Genomic DNA, 16206 nt, shown 5'->3' on the forward strand with positions numbered 1-16206 from the left:
TTCAACAACTCGACCACCAATTTGGAGATATTTTCAATGTACAAAAATATCTAAAATCATACATTCGAAAAGACCCCTTCTTCAACTAAAGGAGTTTAATTGAGTAGTAAGAATTTAAGTAATGATAGTTGAATTAATCGATTAGAAGGTATAATAACTTAATTAAGATTAAACTAAATTTTTAAAACCATTGCGGAAGGACCAGTCCATTGAAATATTTACAAAGGGATTTTTCTCTCGACTTAAATGAGTTAATTAAAGCTACTGAACAATCTTTTTATGAACATATCGAATTATTATTAAGTGAATAAACACCTACTTTTACTGAGAGAAAACAAAGGATTAACCTTGAATTGAAAAAATACGGAACAGACCCTTTTAAACCTAGATATTTTTCTTTCGTTTCAGTAGAAATAGAAATAGAGAATAAAATGTTCAATAAAATTATATTTGAAGTTCCTATATGGAAGTGTCAAAGGTATCTTTTAGGTATACCACTTTCAACAAAAATCCCTGGAAGTAAGGTTATCGGGGAGTTAGTAACATTGGAAGAAGCTAAGAACGTGTTCAGAGAAATTATTGAAGACCACTTAAAATAGGATACATATTTTATTGAACTAACTGGTGCTTTAGTTGGACAGTGGGGTTGCTGTGGGAATCCCATTTCTTATTTGATCGTTACGATTGTGCCCTATCAGTTAGTGTACGATTTTTTGTCCAAAATGAAAATCAGTAAAGAAGTGCCCTTGCCCGCAAATTATGCATGGGCACTTTATTTCAATAGATATCCATTCTTTCTTTTGTGAATTAGTAATTGTACCAATCGTCGTAATCAACGTAGCCGCTATAACAACCACCACAACCACCACAACCACCACAACCACCACAGCTGAAGCAGCCGAAGCAACCGAAACATCGGAATCCACCACAACGCATACCGCCGCCACAACGCATGCCACCGCAACGCATACAACGCATACCGCCAAATATTCTCGAATCCTGACTCTGAGGACCCGTAGGAATTAACTGACCAACTTGGAAATTATCCATTCCTAAAGTTTGAAGTTCATTTTGAAAATTGAGCATGTTTACCTCCCCTGTTTATTTAAGAAAAATTGGTTAAACAGACATCTAACAAGAGATTTGAAGGAAGAAATTTTGTCAGTTATGTGTAATTAAGATATACTACGTTTACTCTCTTCAACAAAGTATGCTTACTTTTAGGTGACTGTTACTGATTTAAAAGCCTAATTCATGTTAAATGCTTCATAAAATGTTGTCTTTGGAAGTAACGATGGGGATTAATTTTATTCAACTTGTTTTAAATCTCAACGAAAGATCTCTTTAGGGGAAGACTTGCTTTTGAAAAGGAAGGTACCCTTTTATCCTTATTCTGGTTTTGGACTAAAGATGGACTACTCCCCTTGTTTATATCGGATTGGGTATGTGAAGTATTTCGCTTAAACTATCGGGCGCTTTTCTTTTACAAGGAACAGCGCTTTTTTCCATTAAAGGGCTATTTAATGAAGTAAGCAGTATTGAACTATAGAAGCAGGCTAGTTCAAATATCAATAGGATTATTAATTCTGGCTAACTTTGTAGGGTTAACTTTACAGAAGCTTTTTTGATTCCTGCAATAACATACTATAAGTTATTTAAATTTAAGATGTACAGTTATATGAGGATATCTTGAAAGGAGTTTACCTCATGAATATTACATCTTTTGTCGTATACTGTTTTATTGTTACGTTTACACCAGGACCTACTAATATCGTCATATTATCCACTGTTCATAATTCTGGGACAAAAAAGGCAATGGAATATACGTATGGAGCAACGATTGCCTTTGGTTTATTACTTGTTATTTCTGCTATGTTAAACACTTTACTTGTAACAGTTATCCCTAAAATTATCATTATAATGCAGATAATCGGAAGCTTATATATGCTTTATCTCGCTTATCAAGTCTACAAAACGGATGCATCGAAACCATCTGCAAATCAAACTGGTACGTTTATGTCAGGCTTCCTTACTCAATTTTTAAATCCAAAGGTAGTACTATTTACAATGACTGTCATTCCTACCTATATTATGCCTTACTATGTCTCAAAGTCTGCCGTTACAATAAGTGTTATAGCTATAATTGGTATTGGATTTTTGGCATTTATTACATGGGTACTTTTCGGGGCGATCTTCAAGAAGTTTTTACAGAAGCATAAAAAGGTTGTTAATGTACTGATGGCATTGTTTTTAGTTTATGCTGCAATCATGATATGGATGTAGGTAAGCTACTTAAGAGGTGAATTAAATTGGAAAAATTTATCTATAAAAAGTCAGCAGGTATTACTGCGTTGTCAGCAAGTATTACTGATTTTACCTATAAAAACCACTCTCACAAGGAGTATGCAATAGGCGTCACATTGCGTGGTATTCAGCAGTATAACTTGGATGGCAGTTTACAATTATCATATCAAAATGGTGTTATGCTTTTTAATCCAGAGCAGGCACATGACGGAAGGGCACATGATGAGACAGGCCTTGATTATGTGATGCTATATATTGAGCCACAATTGCTTTTAGAAGTTATTGAGAAAAAGGATATTGTACGTTTTTCAAACCCTATTGTGTACGATTATAGAATTGAACAAAGAGTTTTAAGTCTGGCTAATGCAATATTGAGCGAAAAAGATGAGGCTTTGTGCAGTGAATTACTTTTATCCCTCGCAGATAGCCTTATTCAAACTAATCTTTCTACGGATTACAAGAAAGATAACGCCCTAATTAGAAAAGCAAAGGATATGCTTCAAACCAACTTAGAAAATGTACTTAAACTTGACCAGATATGTAAAGAGCTTAATTTATCAAAATTTACATTTATTAGATTGTTCAAGGCTCATACTGGGATTTCACCATACCAATACTTTCTTAACTGTAAGATAGAACGTGCAAAGCAGTTAATAGAAAAAAATGGAGATATTTATTCAGCAGTAGCTGAATGTGGTTTTGTTGATTTAACCCATTTAAATAAACATTTCAAAAGTGTTTATGGAACAACAGCATTTGGATATATGTCACATTTAAATTGAGGAGGAGTTTTAAAATTTAAAGGGGAAATAAAATTGTCTCTAAAAGTAGGCGATAAAATTATATTTGAACGGACTTTCACAGTAGAAGATGTTGAATTGTTTACTAAGGCTTCAGGTGATGAAGGCTCACACCAGATGGTTTGGCATATTCTTAAATGCCGAAAATCGTATGGAATATTTAGAAAAGGCACTTGAAATTGGTGGAAAGAGTGAACAAAGAGTCTTGATGGAGATCATTAATTATTATCTTAATTTCCTTGGATTTTCTTTTCACCACATTTCTGATGATGCCTACCTTGGTGATATTTCTGAGGACCAAGAGGCAGTTTTGAAAATTGAAAGCCTCTCCACAGAAATGATTGATGTTGAAAGTAAAAAGTATGTTAATGAAAGCGCAAATTATTACAGAAATCTTTTGAATGACTGGATTGCTTTTAAAAGTGAGGGTAAAAAAGGTTTCCTAAAATGGTGTTCTGATAATTGTAAAGAATATGGAAGTTTGTGAAGTAATGTACTTAAAGTAACGGGTAACAAGAGTTGAACAAAGGAGTTATTACGGTAGCTCCTTTATCTTATTGAGAAACGGGGGTTTAGTTCAAAAACCGCATAAAAATAAAAACAGTGGGAAACGAATGTTCCCACTGTTTTCTCGTTATTTAGCTAATGTTTTTACTATTCGTCTTGAAAATTTGACTGATTTAATTTCACTAACAAATGTTGAGCTTAAAAGTAATGTACCACCAAGCATTTGAACCAATGTCATCTGTTCATGCAGTATCATTGCGGAAATCAGTATTGCTACAAAGGGATCCACATAACTTAGCATAGCGATACTTTGTCCTTTTAATTTTTCCATGCCAGAGAAGAATAACCAAAATCCAATCCCTGTATTGACAATCCCTAAAATTAAAATAAATGGAATGGAAGAACTGGATACACCAAAAATACCAAAGCCGGAAGTCAAGAAAACGTATGGCGTGAGCAGTAAAGCAGTTATTCCTAGTTGAATGATTGTTAGCTCTAACTTTCCCATATCTTTAATAAATTTATTTAATAGCAATAATGCAGCGTAAAACGCAGCTGCGATTATTCCATAGGAAAGTCCAAGAATATCATCTGTATTAGATGCACTTACGCCTTCACCAACAATTAAAACCAAACCAATGATCGCTACACCAATGCATACAATTTTTTTAATAGATAATTGTTCCTTAAGGATTAATGGAGAAAGAACCATCACAAACACAGGTGCAAAGTAGTAGCCTAGCGTTGCATTGGAAATTGTTGTAAGGTCGTAGGATTGGTAAAGAAAAACCCAATTTCCACCCAATGCAATACCAGAAAGTAACAAAATTAAAGCATTTGATATAACTAAATTCCATGATATTTTTTTCTTCATGATGTAGAATATTAATGTTAAAAATAAGCATCCTATGAAACTGCTTAGTAAGGCTCTTTCGCTCGAAGAAAGATCAATGTATCGAACAACTAAACCGATTGTACCGAAAATGACCATTGATAATATAAACTGAATTTTAGATTTCATTGTTTACTCCTTCGAATCTGCGAAACAGCTTATATTTCGCAGAATCTTAATCTGTTTTTAATATAAGCTTATTCAGTACTGATTTAACAAATCGAGTAAACGGTGGTGGCGGTGATGTTGAAAATGGCTTCCAAGTGTTTAAGTTTGTATTTGATAATGGCATCATAATTCCCCCTATTTCTATTAATAGATATTGATAGTGACAAGTTAAGCATTCCTTCATATAGAGCTACAAAGACAGCAGCTAGGTTGCCTCGTCATTACTTAAGAAGTTGTTGTTTCTTTCTTTAATTCATGATGTAAGACCTCACCCATACGTTTTATACCTTCCCTAATTTGTTCTTTCGTTGTATTCGAGTAATTTAGCCGTAATGTGTTCTTTTGTGTACCATTTGGAAAAAATGGAATACCAGGAACAATAGCCACATTATTCTTCAAGCACTCCACAAAGATTTTACTTGAATCAACAGAAGCAGGAAGCTCTACCCAAATAAATAACCCGCCGTCCGGCTTGCTGTAGGAGATATTTTTAGGGAAAAACTGATCGATGCAGGCAAGCATCGTTGTGCATCTTTCTTTGTATACAGCTTTAATTTTTTCAATATGAGCCTCTATATCATACAGTTCCATATATTTAGCCGTGATCCGCTGTGCAAAGCTGTCAGAGTGTAAGTCTGCTGTCTGCTTAAATGCCACGTATTTTTCAATAAATACTTCATCTGCACAAATCCAGCCAAGCCGAAGTCCCGGTGTGAAGATTTTCGAAAAGGTGCTCAGATAAATGACTCGGCCTTCTGTATCAAAATGTTTTATTGGCGGAAGGGCAGTTCCAGAAAACCGGACCGCTCCGTACGGATTATCTTCCACAATCAAAACGTCATACTGGCTGGCGAGCTCAATCATTCTTTTTCTTCTTTCAAGTTTGAGCGTTCGGCCTGTCGGGTTATGAAAATCGGGAATGGTATAAATAAATTTTGCCTGGGGATTCTCCTGAAGCTGTTTCTCCAGTGCTTCCATCATCATGCCGTCTTCATCCATCTCTACTTCTACAAAGTTGGCATTGTATACTTTAAAAGCATTGACCGCAGCCAGGTATGTGGGGCTTTCGCAAATGATGGTATCCCCTTCGTCAAGAAAGAGCCTTCCTGTCAGGTCAATAGCCTGCTGGGACCCTGATGTAATCAAGATTTGCTGTAAATGCGCTTGAATACCGATCGCATCCATCCGTTTAATGATCGCGTTTCTAAGCGGGATATATCCTTCTGTTGTACTGTATTGAAGGGAAGCAGGGCCATCTACTTTAAGAACGGCTTCACATACCACATTTAGTTCCTCTACGGGAAACAGTTCCGGAGCCGGGAGACCTCCTGCAAAAGAAATCATTTCTGGTCGTTCTGTGACCTTTAAGATTTCACGCGTTTCAGAAGATTTAACCAAACTAGCTCTCTTTGCAAATTTGTTGCGCATTTCTAAATGCTCCTTATAATCATATTGTTTAACCATCATTAGCTGTTTCCCTTCCTTTACTGTATCGAGGCGTGACATCCTCCCACTAATTTGAAATATCATAACATGTACAAAAAAGCCATACAATATTATAATTGTATGGCAAACAATATTTATTTTATATTTCAAAATATTTAAATTAATCTTTTGAGTGTAATAAGCGCTTTTTCAAGTTCGGCTCTCGTTTCTGGAGCACAAATAGCTAAACGCACGGCATTTGCCGGTGCAACATTGCCTACCGCAAATCGCCCTCCACTATAAACTTGTACCCCCTGTGCTTCAGCTATTTGTTCAAATTGGTCCCCTGAATAATGGTTCGGCAAATGTAACCAGCGAAACAGCCCTGTTTCTCCGCCTAAACAATTTTCCTTATCTAAATAATGATTGACCAATTGATTGCGAGCTTTAGTTTCCTCTTTATGAAGTCCAACAATGTTATCAAACTGACCCGATACAATTGCTCGTGCTGCTAACTCCGCAAATAGTGGTGATACGGAAATATTTAAGTTATAAAGAGCTTTACGAGTAGTATCCAGGAAGTTGTAAGGTACGGCCACATAAGCAAGACGGAGTCCAGGTGCCATCGATTTCGATAAACTCGCTACATAAATCGTATGCCCAGGAGCATATGCCGCTACGGGCGGCAATACTTTATCTTGGATTGAATGAAACATTCCATTTTCAATAATAAATAAATTATACTTTATGGCAATCTCCGCAATAGCCTTGCGAGTTTCAACGCTCATTGTATAGGTCATCGGATTCTGATAATCCGGAAGAATATATAAGCCTTTAATGTTATCATTTTTGCATGCATACAGAAGTGCTTCCGGACTCATTTCATCAGTTTCTGACCGAATCGGTACAAGCTGGATGCCCAGCATCGCGGCAGCTGTCTTTAAGCCTGGATATGTATGGTGATCGACACCAATCCGATCTCCATGCTGACAAAGACCCGCAAGTGTTGCGGTGATGGCATTTTGTCCGCCATTAGCCAGTAAGATCTGATCTCTAGTCGTTTCAACACCGGCATATTTTAATAATTTGACGCCTGCATCTTTTTGCCAAATCGAATCACCTGGCCGGCTGTACCCAAACCATCTCGCACCATCGGATTCTTGTAACATGGATTGCAGTAAGTCATGTAAAGGTCCATACGATACACGATCTGATAGCAGTGCACCCATTTCAATTAAATGTTTTGGCTTTTCTTCTGAAAGCAAGTATGCATTCGAAATCGCATCATATGAAACATAAGTGCCACTACCAATGGTTGCGCTAATCAGTCCTTTTAACTCAGCTAACTTAAATGATTTTGAGATTGTACTTAGATTCACATCCAAATAGTCTGCTAACTCTCTTTGTGGTGGAAGTTTTGTTCCTGGAACTAAGCGTCCCTCTTTAATGTCACATTCTAACTGCTTAGCTAATGCCTGATAAATCGGTCTATCTACTCGGTTTAACGTCGGCTTCCATGTCATTGGATAATCTTCAAATGAATTAATAGGCACAATCCTCATCCTTTTTCACACAATTATAAAATTGTATGGTAACAAATTCAAATCCATAAATTCCTTTAAAATTTTTTACTAGTATACTCACTAACGAGGTGCTTTAGTTCCGTAAGAAATGATCAAACTTTATGATAAAACCTTGATTATTGATCTCAATTAAGTGACGTTTGTCAGTTTATCTGAATATAATGCCTACATAGGGAGTGATGATATTGAATGAGACCTGTGAATTTGATACAAATAAAAAAGTAATTCACTCCTTTCAACGAAGTATCGAAATTACTACAGCAATCCTGTTATTAACCGGGCAAATCACAATCATTGGCGTGTTTGTAAGACCAGGCAGATTTAGTCTCTCGTTAGGTGGTCCTCTTTTTGGAGGGCATCGTTTAGAAGGGAAGCACCATTCGCAAGAAGGAAACCTTTTTATCGATATACTGGACATCATTATAGCTATACTATTAATCAATGATGTAATACATGTGACTGGCACATTTGTTTCGTCTGGTGATTTTTCAATTAATGTTTCAGGTCCTATTTTCGGTTATCCTGAAGTTCTTCCGGCACTTCCAATTGAAGATTATAACTTTTTTAATAAAATTGTAACGCAGCATTATATCGTTCCACCGGAATTATTAACTAATCTAAAAGGGAATGAGTAAAATGTCATTAACAGATATTCCTACAGTAAAAACTTCTAGAAACAATACATTTTTAATAGTGCTCCCCATTATCATTTTCATATTTTTCTTTACTCAGCAAAAGTCCACGGATGTCTAAAAAAGGAATGATCTTAAAACTGAAAACTAGAAAAAATGGGAATTATTGAATTTAGGTTAGGGGTTAAACCTATTTTAGATATTATTATTGGAGTAAATGATTTAGAGGTAGTTAGCAAATTTTTTGAGTCTTTAAACCAAATAGGATTTGAATTTGTTTATCATGAAGAATTTCCTAAAAGACGTTTCTTCCGAAAAGGAAAATGGAGAGCTGGTACACATCATATGCATTTTTATCAGTTTGAAGGAGAAGGCTGGAACAATCAAATTTTATTCAGAAATTATTTGAGAAATAATCCTGATGTTTTAAAAGAATATCACCAATTATAAGTTGATTTGTCAGCAACGTTTCGTCTTGACAGAGTTTCTTATATTTAAAAATAAATCTCTTTTTATTCAGAAGATATTACAAAAAATAAAAAAGAAGAACAGACAAAAAATTAAACAAATATATTATCCTTAAAAGTAGTGAAATAAAGGAAATGCTAAATTTTTAAACATCTTTAATAACCATCTATCTGATAAGTCGATAGATGGTTATTGATTTTTTAGGGATAAAATTAAATGTAGTGTAGTGCTTTCAAAATAAACCATAATGATTAAACATAGAAAAAATCCCTGATATGAACTGCCCCGTAAATGTTAGTTGGTGTCTAACATTTACGGGGCAGTTCAAACCGGATTTTGTTTTATATCATTTATTGGAGTTCTCTAAAAGAATATCCTGTCTTTGTACTTATGACTTTCCCTGTACATCTCTCAATATGCTTATCTTAAGTTATAATACAATAATTTAGATTTAGTCATTTTAAACAATATTTACATTCAAATAATGACCGGCTAATGGAAACATAAGTTACTAAATTGTATATCAAGCCTTTTCTTTTAGTACTATGCTAATCCCTTAGTTGGCAAAGTAAATTTTTGTAGATTATCAGAACTAAGACTATAAGAAACAACTTTCTTCTTGGACTGCTTGACTACATCAACGTGATTATCGTAATTATAAACAAAGAAATAAACCTCTTTTTTGCCTTTTTTTACGTTGATGACAAATGGAGTAACATTAGTCTCTGGATGTAAAAATAATTTTTCATTACCTGGGAATATATAGTATTTTTTTAAAAAGTCAGCTTCATTAAAATAGTCAGTAAATCTAACCTTTTCTTCCTCTTTTAAATTCTTTCCGTTAAATGTTACAGTAACCTCTTTTGACTCAAGTTTTGGATGAAGTTCAAATTTACCTAAGACCCATCCCACCATTGCACTTGGAGGACTAAGTAAAAATTTGAGAATAAATCCAATTACTAAACTAATAACAACTGTCCATGTCATATGATATTAACTCCTTTTTTAATTCCAGTGAAAATGAAATCGTTTTGATCGTTTAACTGATTCACTATTATTGATTTTTATCCCGCTTTAACGGGCAGTAAAACCCCCACTGATTGAAGTTTCACTTTATAATAAAGACACCAATTTTAAAATGCAATTAAATATGAGATGTGTCACTAATTGTTCAAATAAGAAAAACTTTTTTAAAAAGGGATATTTAGCAGTTTAATAGGGTTTGAAAATATTAAAATGACTTGATATAAGGGCCTTCAATAAGAGTTCAGGATGAAGGAAAATGGTGTAATACAATAAAGTGGATGGTAAAATTCATTGAAAAATGGATGGGGACAAGCAGTACAATTTATTTTATAGTGATGATTTAGATGAAATATTATATTTGGGCATTTTGGACAGACTTTTTTATAAAAGTACATTAAAGTGGTGGCCTATGAAAATGTTGATTGCTTTTGTCGTGATTACTTTTATACTAGCTTTGGTTGGGGAAATATGGAAAGTGAGTAAGAGTGACAAAAAGTATAGTGGCTCTACTAAAAAATATTTCAAACTTAACATTCATACATGTTATCGCTATTCTATTATCTTTCCTTGCACTTGGTGTGTATATTAGTCTTTCCGTTTGGTGGGAATTAAGGTGAATAACCTATGATGACTCAATAGGTTATTTATTTGTATTAAAGAAAAAGTAATGATAATTAGGTTACAATATATAAAATGAGTTTTTAAAGGGATGCAAATAAATGGACTGGAACATTGATCGAAAAGCTAAAAAACCGATTTATAAACAAATTGCTGAGTATATTGAAAATGGCATTGCAAATGGAACTTTTCCGCCAGATAAACCCCTACCCTCTGAGAGATACTTAGCTAAAGAGCTAAATATAAATAGGAGTACTGTTGTAGCCGCATATGATGAGCTTGAATCATATGGTCTCATTCAACGAAATCGTGGAAGTGGTACTACTATAAGTAAGGATATATGGGGGATAACTAAAAAACGTATACCTAGTTGGAACAGATACATTGAAGCAGGTTCATTTTTACCGAATCTACCGGTCGCTCAAAGAATACGTAAAGAGATGGAAGAGCAAAAATTAATCAATTTAGCCAGTGGTGAATTATCGGAGGACCTCTTTCCAATAAACGCATTAAGAGAGATTACTTCAACACGGTCTTTTATCGGTAGGCTAGGTTATGACCATCCACAGGGGAATGCAGTTTTAAGGACTACAATTACACAGCATGTGATGGAGTTTCGAAATATTGAAACAAATCCTTCATCTATTCTAATTACTTCTGGTGCTCAACAAGCTTTACACCTAGTCGTTCAATGCTTATTAAAGCCTGGTGATGCAGTGGTGATTGAAGATCCATCCTATCATTATAATCTCCCAATATTTAAATCAGCAGGTTTAAAAATTTTCTATTTACCAGTAAATGAAGATGGTGTAGATCCAAATGAGTTATTGGAATTACATAAAAAACATCGCATAAGAATGATATTTTTAAATCCAGCTTTTCAAAATCCAACAGGCACCTTGCTTAAAGAGAGCCAGCAGAAAGCCATTTTAGAAATATCATCAGAACATGGAATACCTGTTGTGGAAGACGATCCGTATAGTTTAATGTCTTTTAAAGGAGAAGAAGTTTCGACATTAAAATCTCTTGATAAACATGGAAATGTCCTGTACATTAGCTCTTTATCGAAGGTCGTTGCTTCAGGTTTAAGAATTGGCTGGATTATAGGGCCAAGATCGGTAATAGAGAGATTATCTGATGCCAAACAACAAATTGATTTTGGTCATGCTAGCTTTACCCAATGGATCGCTAACGATTTTTTAGAATCAGAGCATTTTCATTCTCATATCAAGAAATTAGTGAAGGCATTAGAAAAGCGGCGCAATCAAATTGTATCAAGTTTTAATAATTTTCTAAAAGATGAAGTGGAGTTTACTATTCCTCAAGGTGGAATCCATATTTGGTGCAAACTAAAAAGAGATGTAGATGAAATGAAATTGTTGGAAAACTCCATAAAGCGAGGAATTATTTATGCTCCTGGGTCTATGATGGGATCTAAAAAATGTTATGCACGATTCACTTTTGCTAGAGAGAAAGAAGAGACTATAAATGAGGGAATAAAAAGGTTTGCGGATGCACTAAACTTAACCAGATGAACCAATCGGACCTTTACTGCCCATTAAGAGTGGGATAAAAAATAGTAACGTTATGGAACCGATAATCTTAGCTGATGTAAAAAATGATATGGCCGTTGCCCAAAATGAGAATTTCTCACCCGTTGCTGTATTAATACCAGTAAATAGTGAGCAAGAAGCGATTCAAGTTGCCAACGCAACTCCTTTTGGGTTAAGTGGGGCTGTATATTCTGGATCATTAGAAAGAGGAATTCATGTTGCTAGAAAAATAAAAACCGGAATGATGCATGTCAATGATCAATCTATTAATATAGAGTCTAATATTCCATTTGGTGGAGAAAAATTTTCAGGTTTAGGCCGTAAAAGCGGTGAGTGGGCTCTTGAAGAATTTACTACTGTTAAATGGGTATCTGTTCAAAAAGAGCCTCGTTACCCATTTTCTTAAGTTTTCTATTTTAACAACAAAGAGGTAGACGATCTAGAATTATGGTAGTAATAAGCACATAGATAAAGCAGTCAGATTAATAAATGTAAGAACTATTTGACAGTAGTTAACATAAAACTCCTTCTTAGAATTTGCAAAAAATTAATCTTAGCAATAATGACAGGTATATTGTGGTTTTGAAATAAAATTCGATAATTAAAAAAAGTTTGATCAAAAATCCTGTATTGATATGCAGGATTTTTTCTTGTTCATCAATTGGGCCAGGTTGTTTAATAACGCTTTTAAGTACAATTGGGATTAATATTAGCAAAAGGAAAGAGGAATTTTAATAATTGGTTGATATCGGGATTAAAGAAAAATGATTGAGGAAAATTGTCTGTGCTTAACTGAAACAACAAATGATAAACTTAAATTAATAAAAATTTCCAAATAACCCCTTCTAAATAATAAAAGGAGATGTTGTATGTCTGATTCTGTTGGATTGTCACTAACCATTATTTTAGAAATTATAGTGTTTGGCTTGATCAACTTTTATACTTTCAAATTTTCTCAACAAAATATTAAAAAAAGGGTATGGGCAGGTATTATTTTTCTACTGCTAACGCCACTTATCTACTTCGGCACTTTATTTTTTGTTTTAACCTTCGATGAAAGCGGTTGGGGGGCAGGTATACTAACTGTTCTTTTTACAGGACTCTATATTATGAACGGCATTATTGTATTGTTGTTGTCTTCCATACGTTTATTTTTAGCTAAATCTAATTAATAAAATAATTGTTGAGTAATAAAAGGGAGCCTATATTATGATAGGCTCCCTTGCTTTATATAGAATATCTACATTTCAATTTTTAATAAAATAAATTGTTATTAAGAGCCATTCTAATTTAATACCAAATCCCAAGTCTGCACACAATTCGATATAATAGGCTGGTCTGAAGATTGTGGAACTAAGTCTAGAAGGATCCCCATTCAGAGTTCATTTCATCATTTGAGAACTTAATAATCTATATAACTCTCTCGATTTTATCTTCAGCGCATTTTTCATTATTTAACTTTTTTTTCATTGGGAAGTAGTATAAAACTGCTGGGACTACCAATCCAATAACCCAAGCAATATCAGCCCCCTCGAATGCCTTCGCTATAGGTCCAACGTAGAATGATGTATTAATAAAAGGGATTTCTGCAAGGATTGATACAAGAAAAGCTATACAAGCTATCCAATTTATTTTTCCATATTGGCCATTTAAATCAAAAATATCTTTTACATTATAACGTCCACGTCGTAGCAAATAATAATCTACTAGATTAATAGAGGTCCAAGGAATTAAAAAGTAACTAATGAAAAAAATAAAGTTTAAGAAAAAAGCTAGGAAATTACTTTGACCTAATAAACATAGACCAGTTCCTACAACTGTTACGGAAAAGATCATGCCAATCCGAACTTTTGGTGTAACCTTTAACTTGATGAACGGCTCAATCGTTGTAATGGTTGCCATAAATGCACCATATAAATTAAACACATTGATGGCAAGTTGTCCAAAGATAATAATGAGGAACATGATTATGGCAAAGCTACCAAATAAATGTGCTAAATTTCCACCAGAGTGGTCAAGGAAGTTGGGAATCGCTATAGTCAAGATTGCGCCTAATGCCATCATCCAGATAGTTCCAATTGAAGTTCCGGCATAACTATACCAAAATGTTTGAGACGCTGGAGTAGATACTGGAAGATAACGAGAATAGTCTGCAACATATGGAGCGTAGGCTAATTGCCATGTTGCTACCATACTTACCGCCAACAAAAATACCGGTAAATCTAAATTACCCATTGTCCAACTACCTGAAGGAAGCGGTAATTGAAAAACAATAAATGTGGCAACTAGATAAATAAGAAATGATGTCCAAGACAATACTTTCTGCATTTTATGAATTAAGTTATAACCATAAATGGTTGCTATAAAACATAGAACATTTAAAAATACTATGCTCCATGTTTGGTCAATAGATGTTAAGCTACTTAAGGTTTGAGCTGCAAGCAAACCACTACTTGCAAAAAAACCTAAATAAACAAACATAACGAGAAACAATGGGAAAATAGCCCCTATTACCCCAAATTGCGCCCGGCTTTGAATCATTTGCGGAATTCCAAGTTGAGGACCTTGAGCCGAATGGGAAGCCATAAAAATGGCGCCTAGTAAGGTTCCTAAAATGATTGCTGCAAGACTCCAAAATAAATTAAGACCTAATGCAATGGGTAATGCCCCTGTTACTAGCGTAGTAATATGCATATTTGCCCCAAACCAAATAGGAAATAAATCGCGAGCCTTACCGTGCCTCTCTTCTGCAGGAATATATTCAATACTTCGAGTCTCAACTTTCATTAATAATCCCCCCTTGTAAATTTACCTGTTACCATGTACCATGCAAGTTAAACCATACCATGTACCATGCAAGTAGCTTGATAGAAATACTATAATTGTAAGCGAATACAAATGTCAATATATTCAGAAAAAATTAAGACGGAAAAATTGTCAACTTCATGGTAAATTAATTAGCCTAATTTCACTAATTGATTAACACTCTATAAGAAGGTCTTATCTTTAAATAAAATGAAAATTCCTTTTACTTAAAATTACCGAGTCGATATTACTGTAGAGAGTTGGAAAAAATAACGAGCTAAAGCCCAGTGATCCTTATCTTTACATTCCTATTAACAACTTGAGGTGTCTATGAATTTTGAAGGAAAATTAAATGGGAGTTGGCCATCCACAAAGCCAATTACTTATTCTAAGCTAGTTAGAGAATCATAATCTTATAGAGATCGTGATGTAGTTCGATAGATTACATTTGATAACCGCGCAATGTATTCTAATAATAAATATAAAATTACTTAATGTTCATTGTCGTGAAAGGAAGAAAATCAAGGGAAGCTTGGTAGGGGCAATGATGTTTTAGTTAAAACAAATTCGTAGTGAATACTAATCTGTACTAAATGATTTTATTAAAGAATGGAAGATTAATAAAAAAATAAATTTTCTAAAATTTTAATTGACGTGCAATTTTGAATAATCTATACTTACCTTATCAACCAACCTTGTATGGTACATGGTACATACTTAAGAGGAGGCGTTTTTCATCACAGCTATATTGACATTAGGCATTACTGCTCAAGTTTCTAACGCAATTCGTGAAGCTATTGTTACTGGTGAATATGAGCCAGGTCAAAAGTTATCAGAAGCTGTTTTATCCGAGTATTACAAAGTAAGTAGAACGCCAATTAGAGAAGCATTAAAACAATTAGAAAGAGAAGGGTTAGTTGAAATTATTCCCAGAGTAGGAACATGTGTAACAAAGCCTACTGAAAAGGAACTAAATGAATTATTTGCTTTAAAAGAAGTTTTGGAAGGGCTTGCAGCAGGTCTGCTAGCGGAAAGAGGGAATTCCGAAGAAATTAATAAACTAAAAGCAGCAGTTGCTGACATGGAGAAGGCTATACAAATTTCAGATAATAAACAGTATGTGGAAGCGAATAATACTTTTCATACTGTCATTCTAGAAGGGGCCGACAACTCTAAATTAACTACTATGCTAAATTTGTTACTCAATCAAATACCTTATAACCGGTATGTTTTTGTAACTATTGAAGATCCGATACGCCTTAAACAATCGCTTAAAGAACATCAGTTAATCTTAGCAGCCATAGAAAACGGTAACTGTGAAGAAGCTGAGAAATCCATGCGAGAGCATGTTAGAGCAAGTGGAGCTAAACTTAAAACTGATATTGCAAAAAAATTAGGGACAACAAATATAAATTAATGGGGGTA

General features: G+C 34.3%; 16 protein-coding genes and 1 pseudogene. 11 read left to right on the forward strand and 6 right to left on the reverse strand.

The features are described 5' to 3' along the window. Positions 1–353 precede the first annotated feature (353 nt). Positions 354–599 (forward strand): hypothetical protein, encoded by a 246-nt coding sequence (locus V179_RS0102225; RefSeq protein WP_028390077.1) that lies wholly within the window; start codon positions 354–356, stop codon positions 597–599. 208 nt (positions 600–807) lie between these two features. Here V179_RS0102225 and V179_RS32285 read toward each other — a convergent pair whose 3' ends face one another. Next, positions 808–1086, reverse strand: coding sequence for a heterocycloanthracin/sonorensin family bacteriocin (locus V179_RS32285; RefSeq protein WP_084552168.1), 279 nt, complete (start codon positions 1084–1086; stop codon positions 808–810). 621 nt (positions 1087–1707) lie between these two features. On the opposite strand from V179_RS32285, the gene V179_RS0102235 reads away from it, so the two are divergent. From V179_RS0102235 to V179_RS26880, 4 genes and pseudogenes are all read left to right on the forward strand, one after another. Then, a complete protein-coding gene (locus tag V179_RS0102235; protein ID WP_028390079.1) occupies positions 1708–2283 on the forward strand; it encodes a LysE family translocator in 576 nt (191 codons plus the stop codon). A gap of 26 nt (positions 2284–2309) precedes the next feature. Beyond that, positions 2310–3086, forward strand: a complete 777-nt coding sequence (locus V179_RS0102240) for an AraC family transcriptional regulator (RefSeq protein WP_028390080.1) — start codon at positions 2310–2312, stop codon at positions 3084–3086. Positions 3087–3119: 33 nt separating this feature from the next. Next, positions 3120–3218 (forward strand): annotated as a pseudogene (locus V179_RS31470) (enoyl-CoA hydratase); the annotation flags it as partial. 37 nt (positions 3219–3255) lie between these two features. Further along, positions 3256–3591: a hypothetical protein gene (locus V179_RS26880; RefSeq protein ID WP_051404797.1), complete on the forward strand. Its 336-nt coding sequence runs from the start codon at positions 3256–3258 to the stop codon at positions 3589–3591. A 147-nt stretch (positions 3592–3738) separates the two neighbouring features. Here V179_RS26880 and V179_RS0102250 read toward each other — a convergent pair whose 3' ends face one another. The 3 genes from V179_RS0102250 to V179_RS0102265 form a co-directional block, all read right to left on the reverse strand. After that, positions 3739–4632 carry a DMT family transporter gene (locus V179_RS0102250; protein WP_028390081.1) on the reverse strand — a complete coding sequence of 298 codons (894 nt, stop codon included), beginning with the start codon at positions 4630–4632 and terminating at the stop codon, positions 3739–3741. A 264-nt stretch (positions 4633–4896) separates the two neighbouring features. Next, entirely contained in the window at positions 4897–6099 is a 1203-nt protein-coding gene (locus tag V179_RS0102260; RefSeq protein ID WP_028390082.1) for an aminotransferase-like domain-containing protein, read from the reverse strand. A 173-nt stretch (positions 6100–6272) separates the two neighbouring features. Continuing rightward, complete coding sequence (locus V179_RS0102265; protein WP_028390083.1) at positions 6273–7649, reverse strand: aminotransferase-like domain-containing protein; 1377 nt, start codon at positions 7647–7649, stop codon at positions 6273–6275. Positions 7650–7858: 209 nt separating this feature from the next. On the opposite strand from V179_RS0102265, the gene V179_RS0102270 reads away from it, so the two are divergent. Further along, positions 7859–8314, forward strand: a complete 456-nt coding sequence (locus tag V179_RS0102270; RefSeq protein ID WP_028390084.1) for a hypothetical protein — start codon at positions 7859–7861, stop codon at positions 8312–8314. A gap of 153 nt (positions 8315–8467) precedes the next feature. Next, complete coding sequence (locus tag V179_RS26885) at positions 8468–8761, forward strand: GrpB family protein (protein WP_152534683.1); 294 nt, start codon at positions 8468–8470, stop codon at positions 8759–8761. A 561-nt stretch (positions 8762–9322) separates the two neighbouring features. Here V179_RS26885 and V179_RS0102280 read toward each other — a convergent pair. Beyond that, entirely contained in the window at positions 9323–9766 is a 444-nt protein-coding gene (locus V179_RS0102280; RefSeq protein ID WP_028390085.1) for a YfmQ family protein, read from the reverse strand. A 758-nt stretch (positions 9767–10524) separates the two neighbouring features. Between V179_RS0102280 and pdxR the strand changes: the two genes are divergently transcribed. The 3 genes from pdxR (at position 10525) to V179_RS0102300 (ending at position 13148) form a co-directional block, all read left to right on the forward strand. After that, positions 10525–11958, forward strand: a complete 1434-nt coding sequence (gene pdxR / locus V179_RS0102290) for a MocR-like pyridoxine biosynthesis transcription factor PdxR (RefSeq protein WP_028390087.1) — start codon at positions 10525–10527, stop codon at positions 11956–11958. Positions 11959–11992: 34 nt separating this feature from the next. Continuing rightward, complete coding sequence (locus V179_RS0102295) at positions 11993–12382, forward strand: aldehyde dehydrogenase family protein (RefSeq protein ID WP_268745169.1); 390 nt, start codon at positions 11993–11995, stop codon at positions 12380–12382. Positions 12383–12845: 463 nt separating this feature from the next. Then, complete coding sequence (locus V179_RS0102300) at positions 12846–13148, forward strand: hypothetical protein (RefSeq protein ID WP_028390089.1); 303 nt, start codon at positions 12846–12848, stop codon at positions 13146–13148. Between the two features lie 238 nt (positions 13149–13386). On the opposite strand, the gene V179_RS0102305 is transcribed toward V179_RS0102300, so the two are convergent. Then, positions 13387–14763, reverse strand: coding sequence for a purine-cytosine permease family protein (locus V179_RS0102305; RefSeq protein ID WP_028390090.1), 1377 nt, complete (start codon positions 14761–14763; stop codon positions 13387–13389). A 766-nt stretch (positions 14764–15529) separates the two neighbouring features. Here V179_RS0102305 and V179_RS0102310 point away from each other — a divergent pair. Beyond that, positions 15530–16198 (forward strand): GntR family transcriptional regulator, encoded by a 669-nt coding sequence (locus V179_RS0102310; protein WP_235178925.1) that lies wholly within the window; start codon positions 15530–15532, stop codon positions 16196–16198. Positions 16199–16206 lie beyond the last annotated feature (8 nt).

It is taken from the genome of Bacillus cihuensis, assembly GCF_000504145.1.
GTDB classification, from domain to species: Bacteria; Bacillota; Bacilli; order Bacillales; family DSM-1321; genus Peribacillus; species Peribacillus huizhouensis.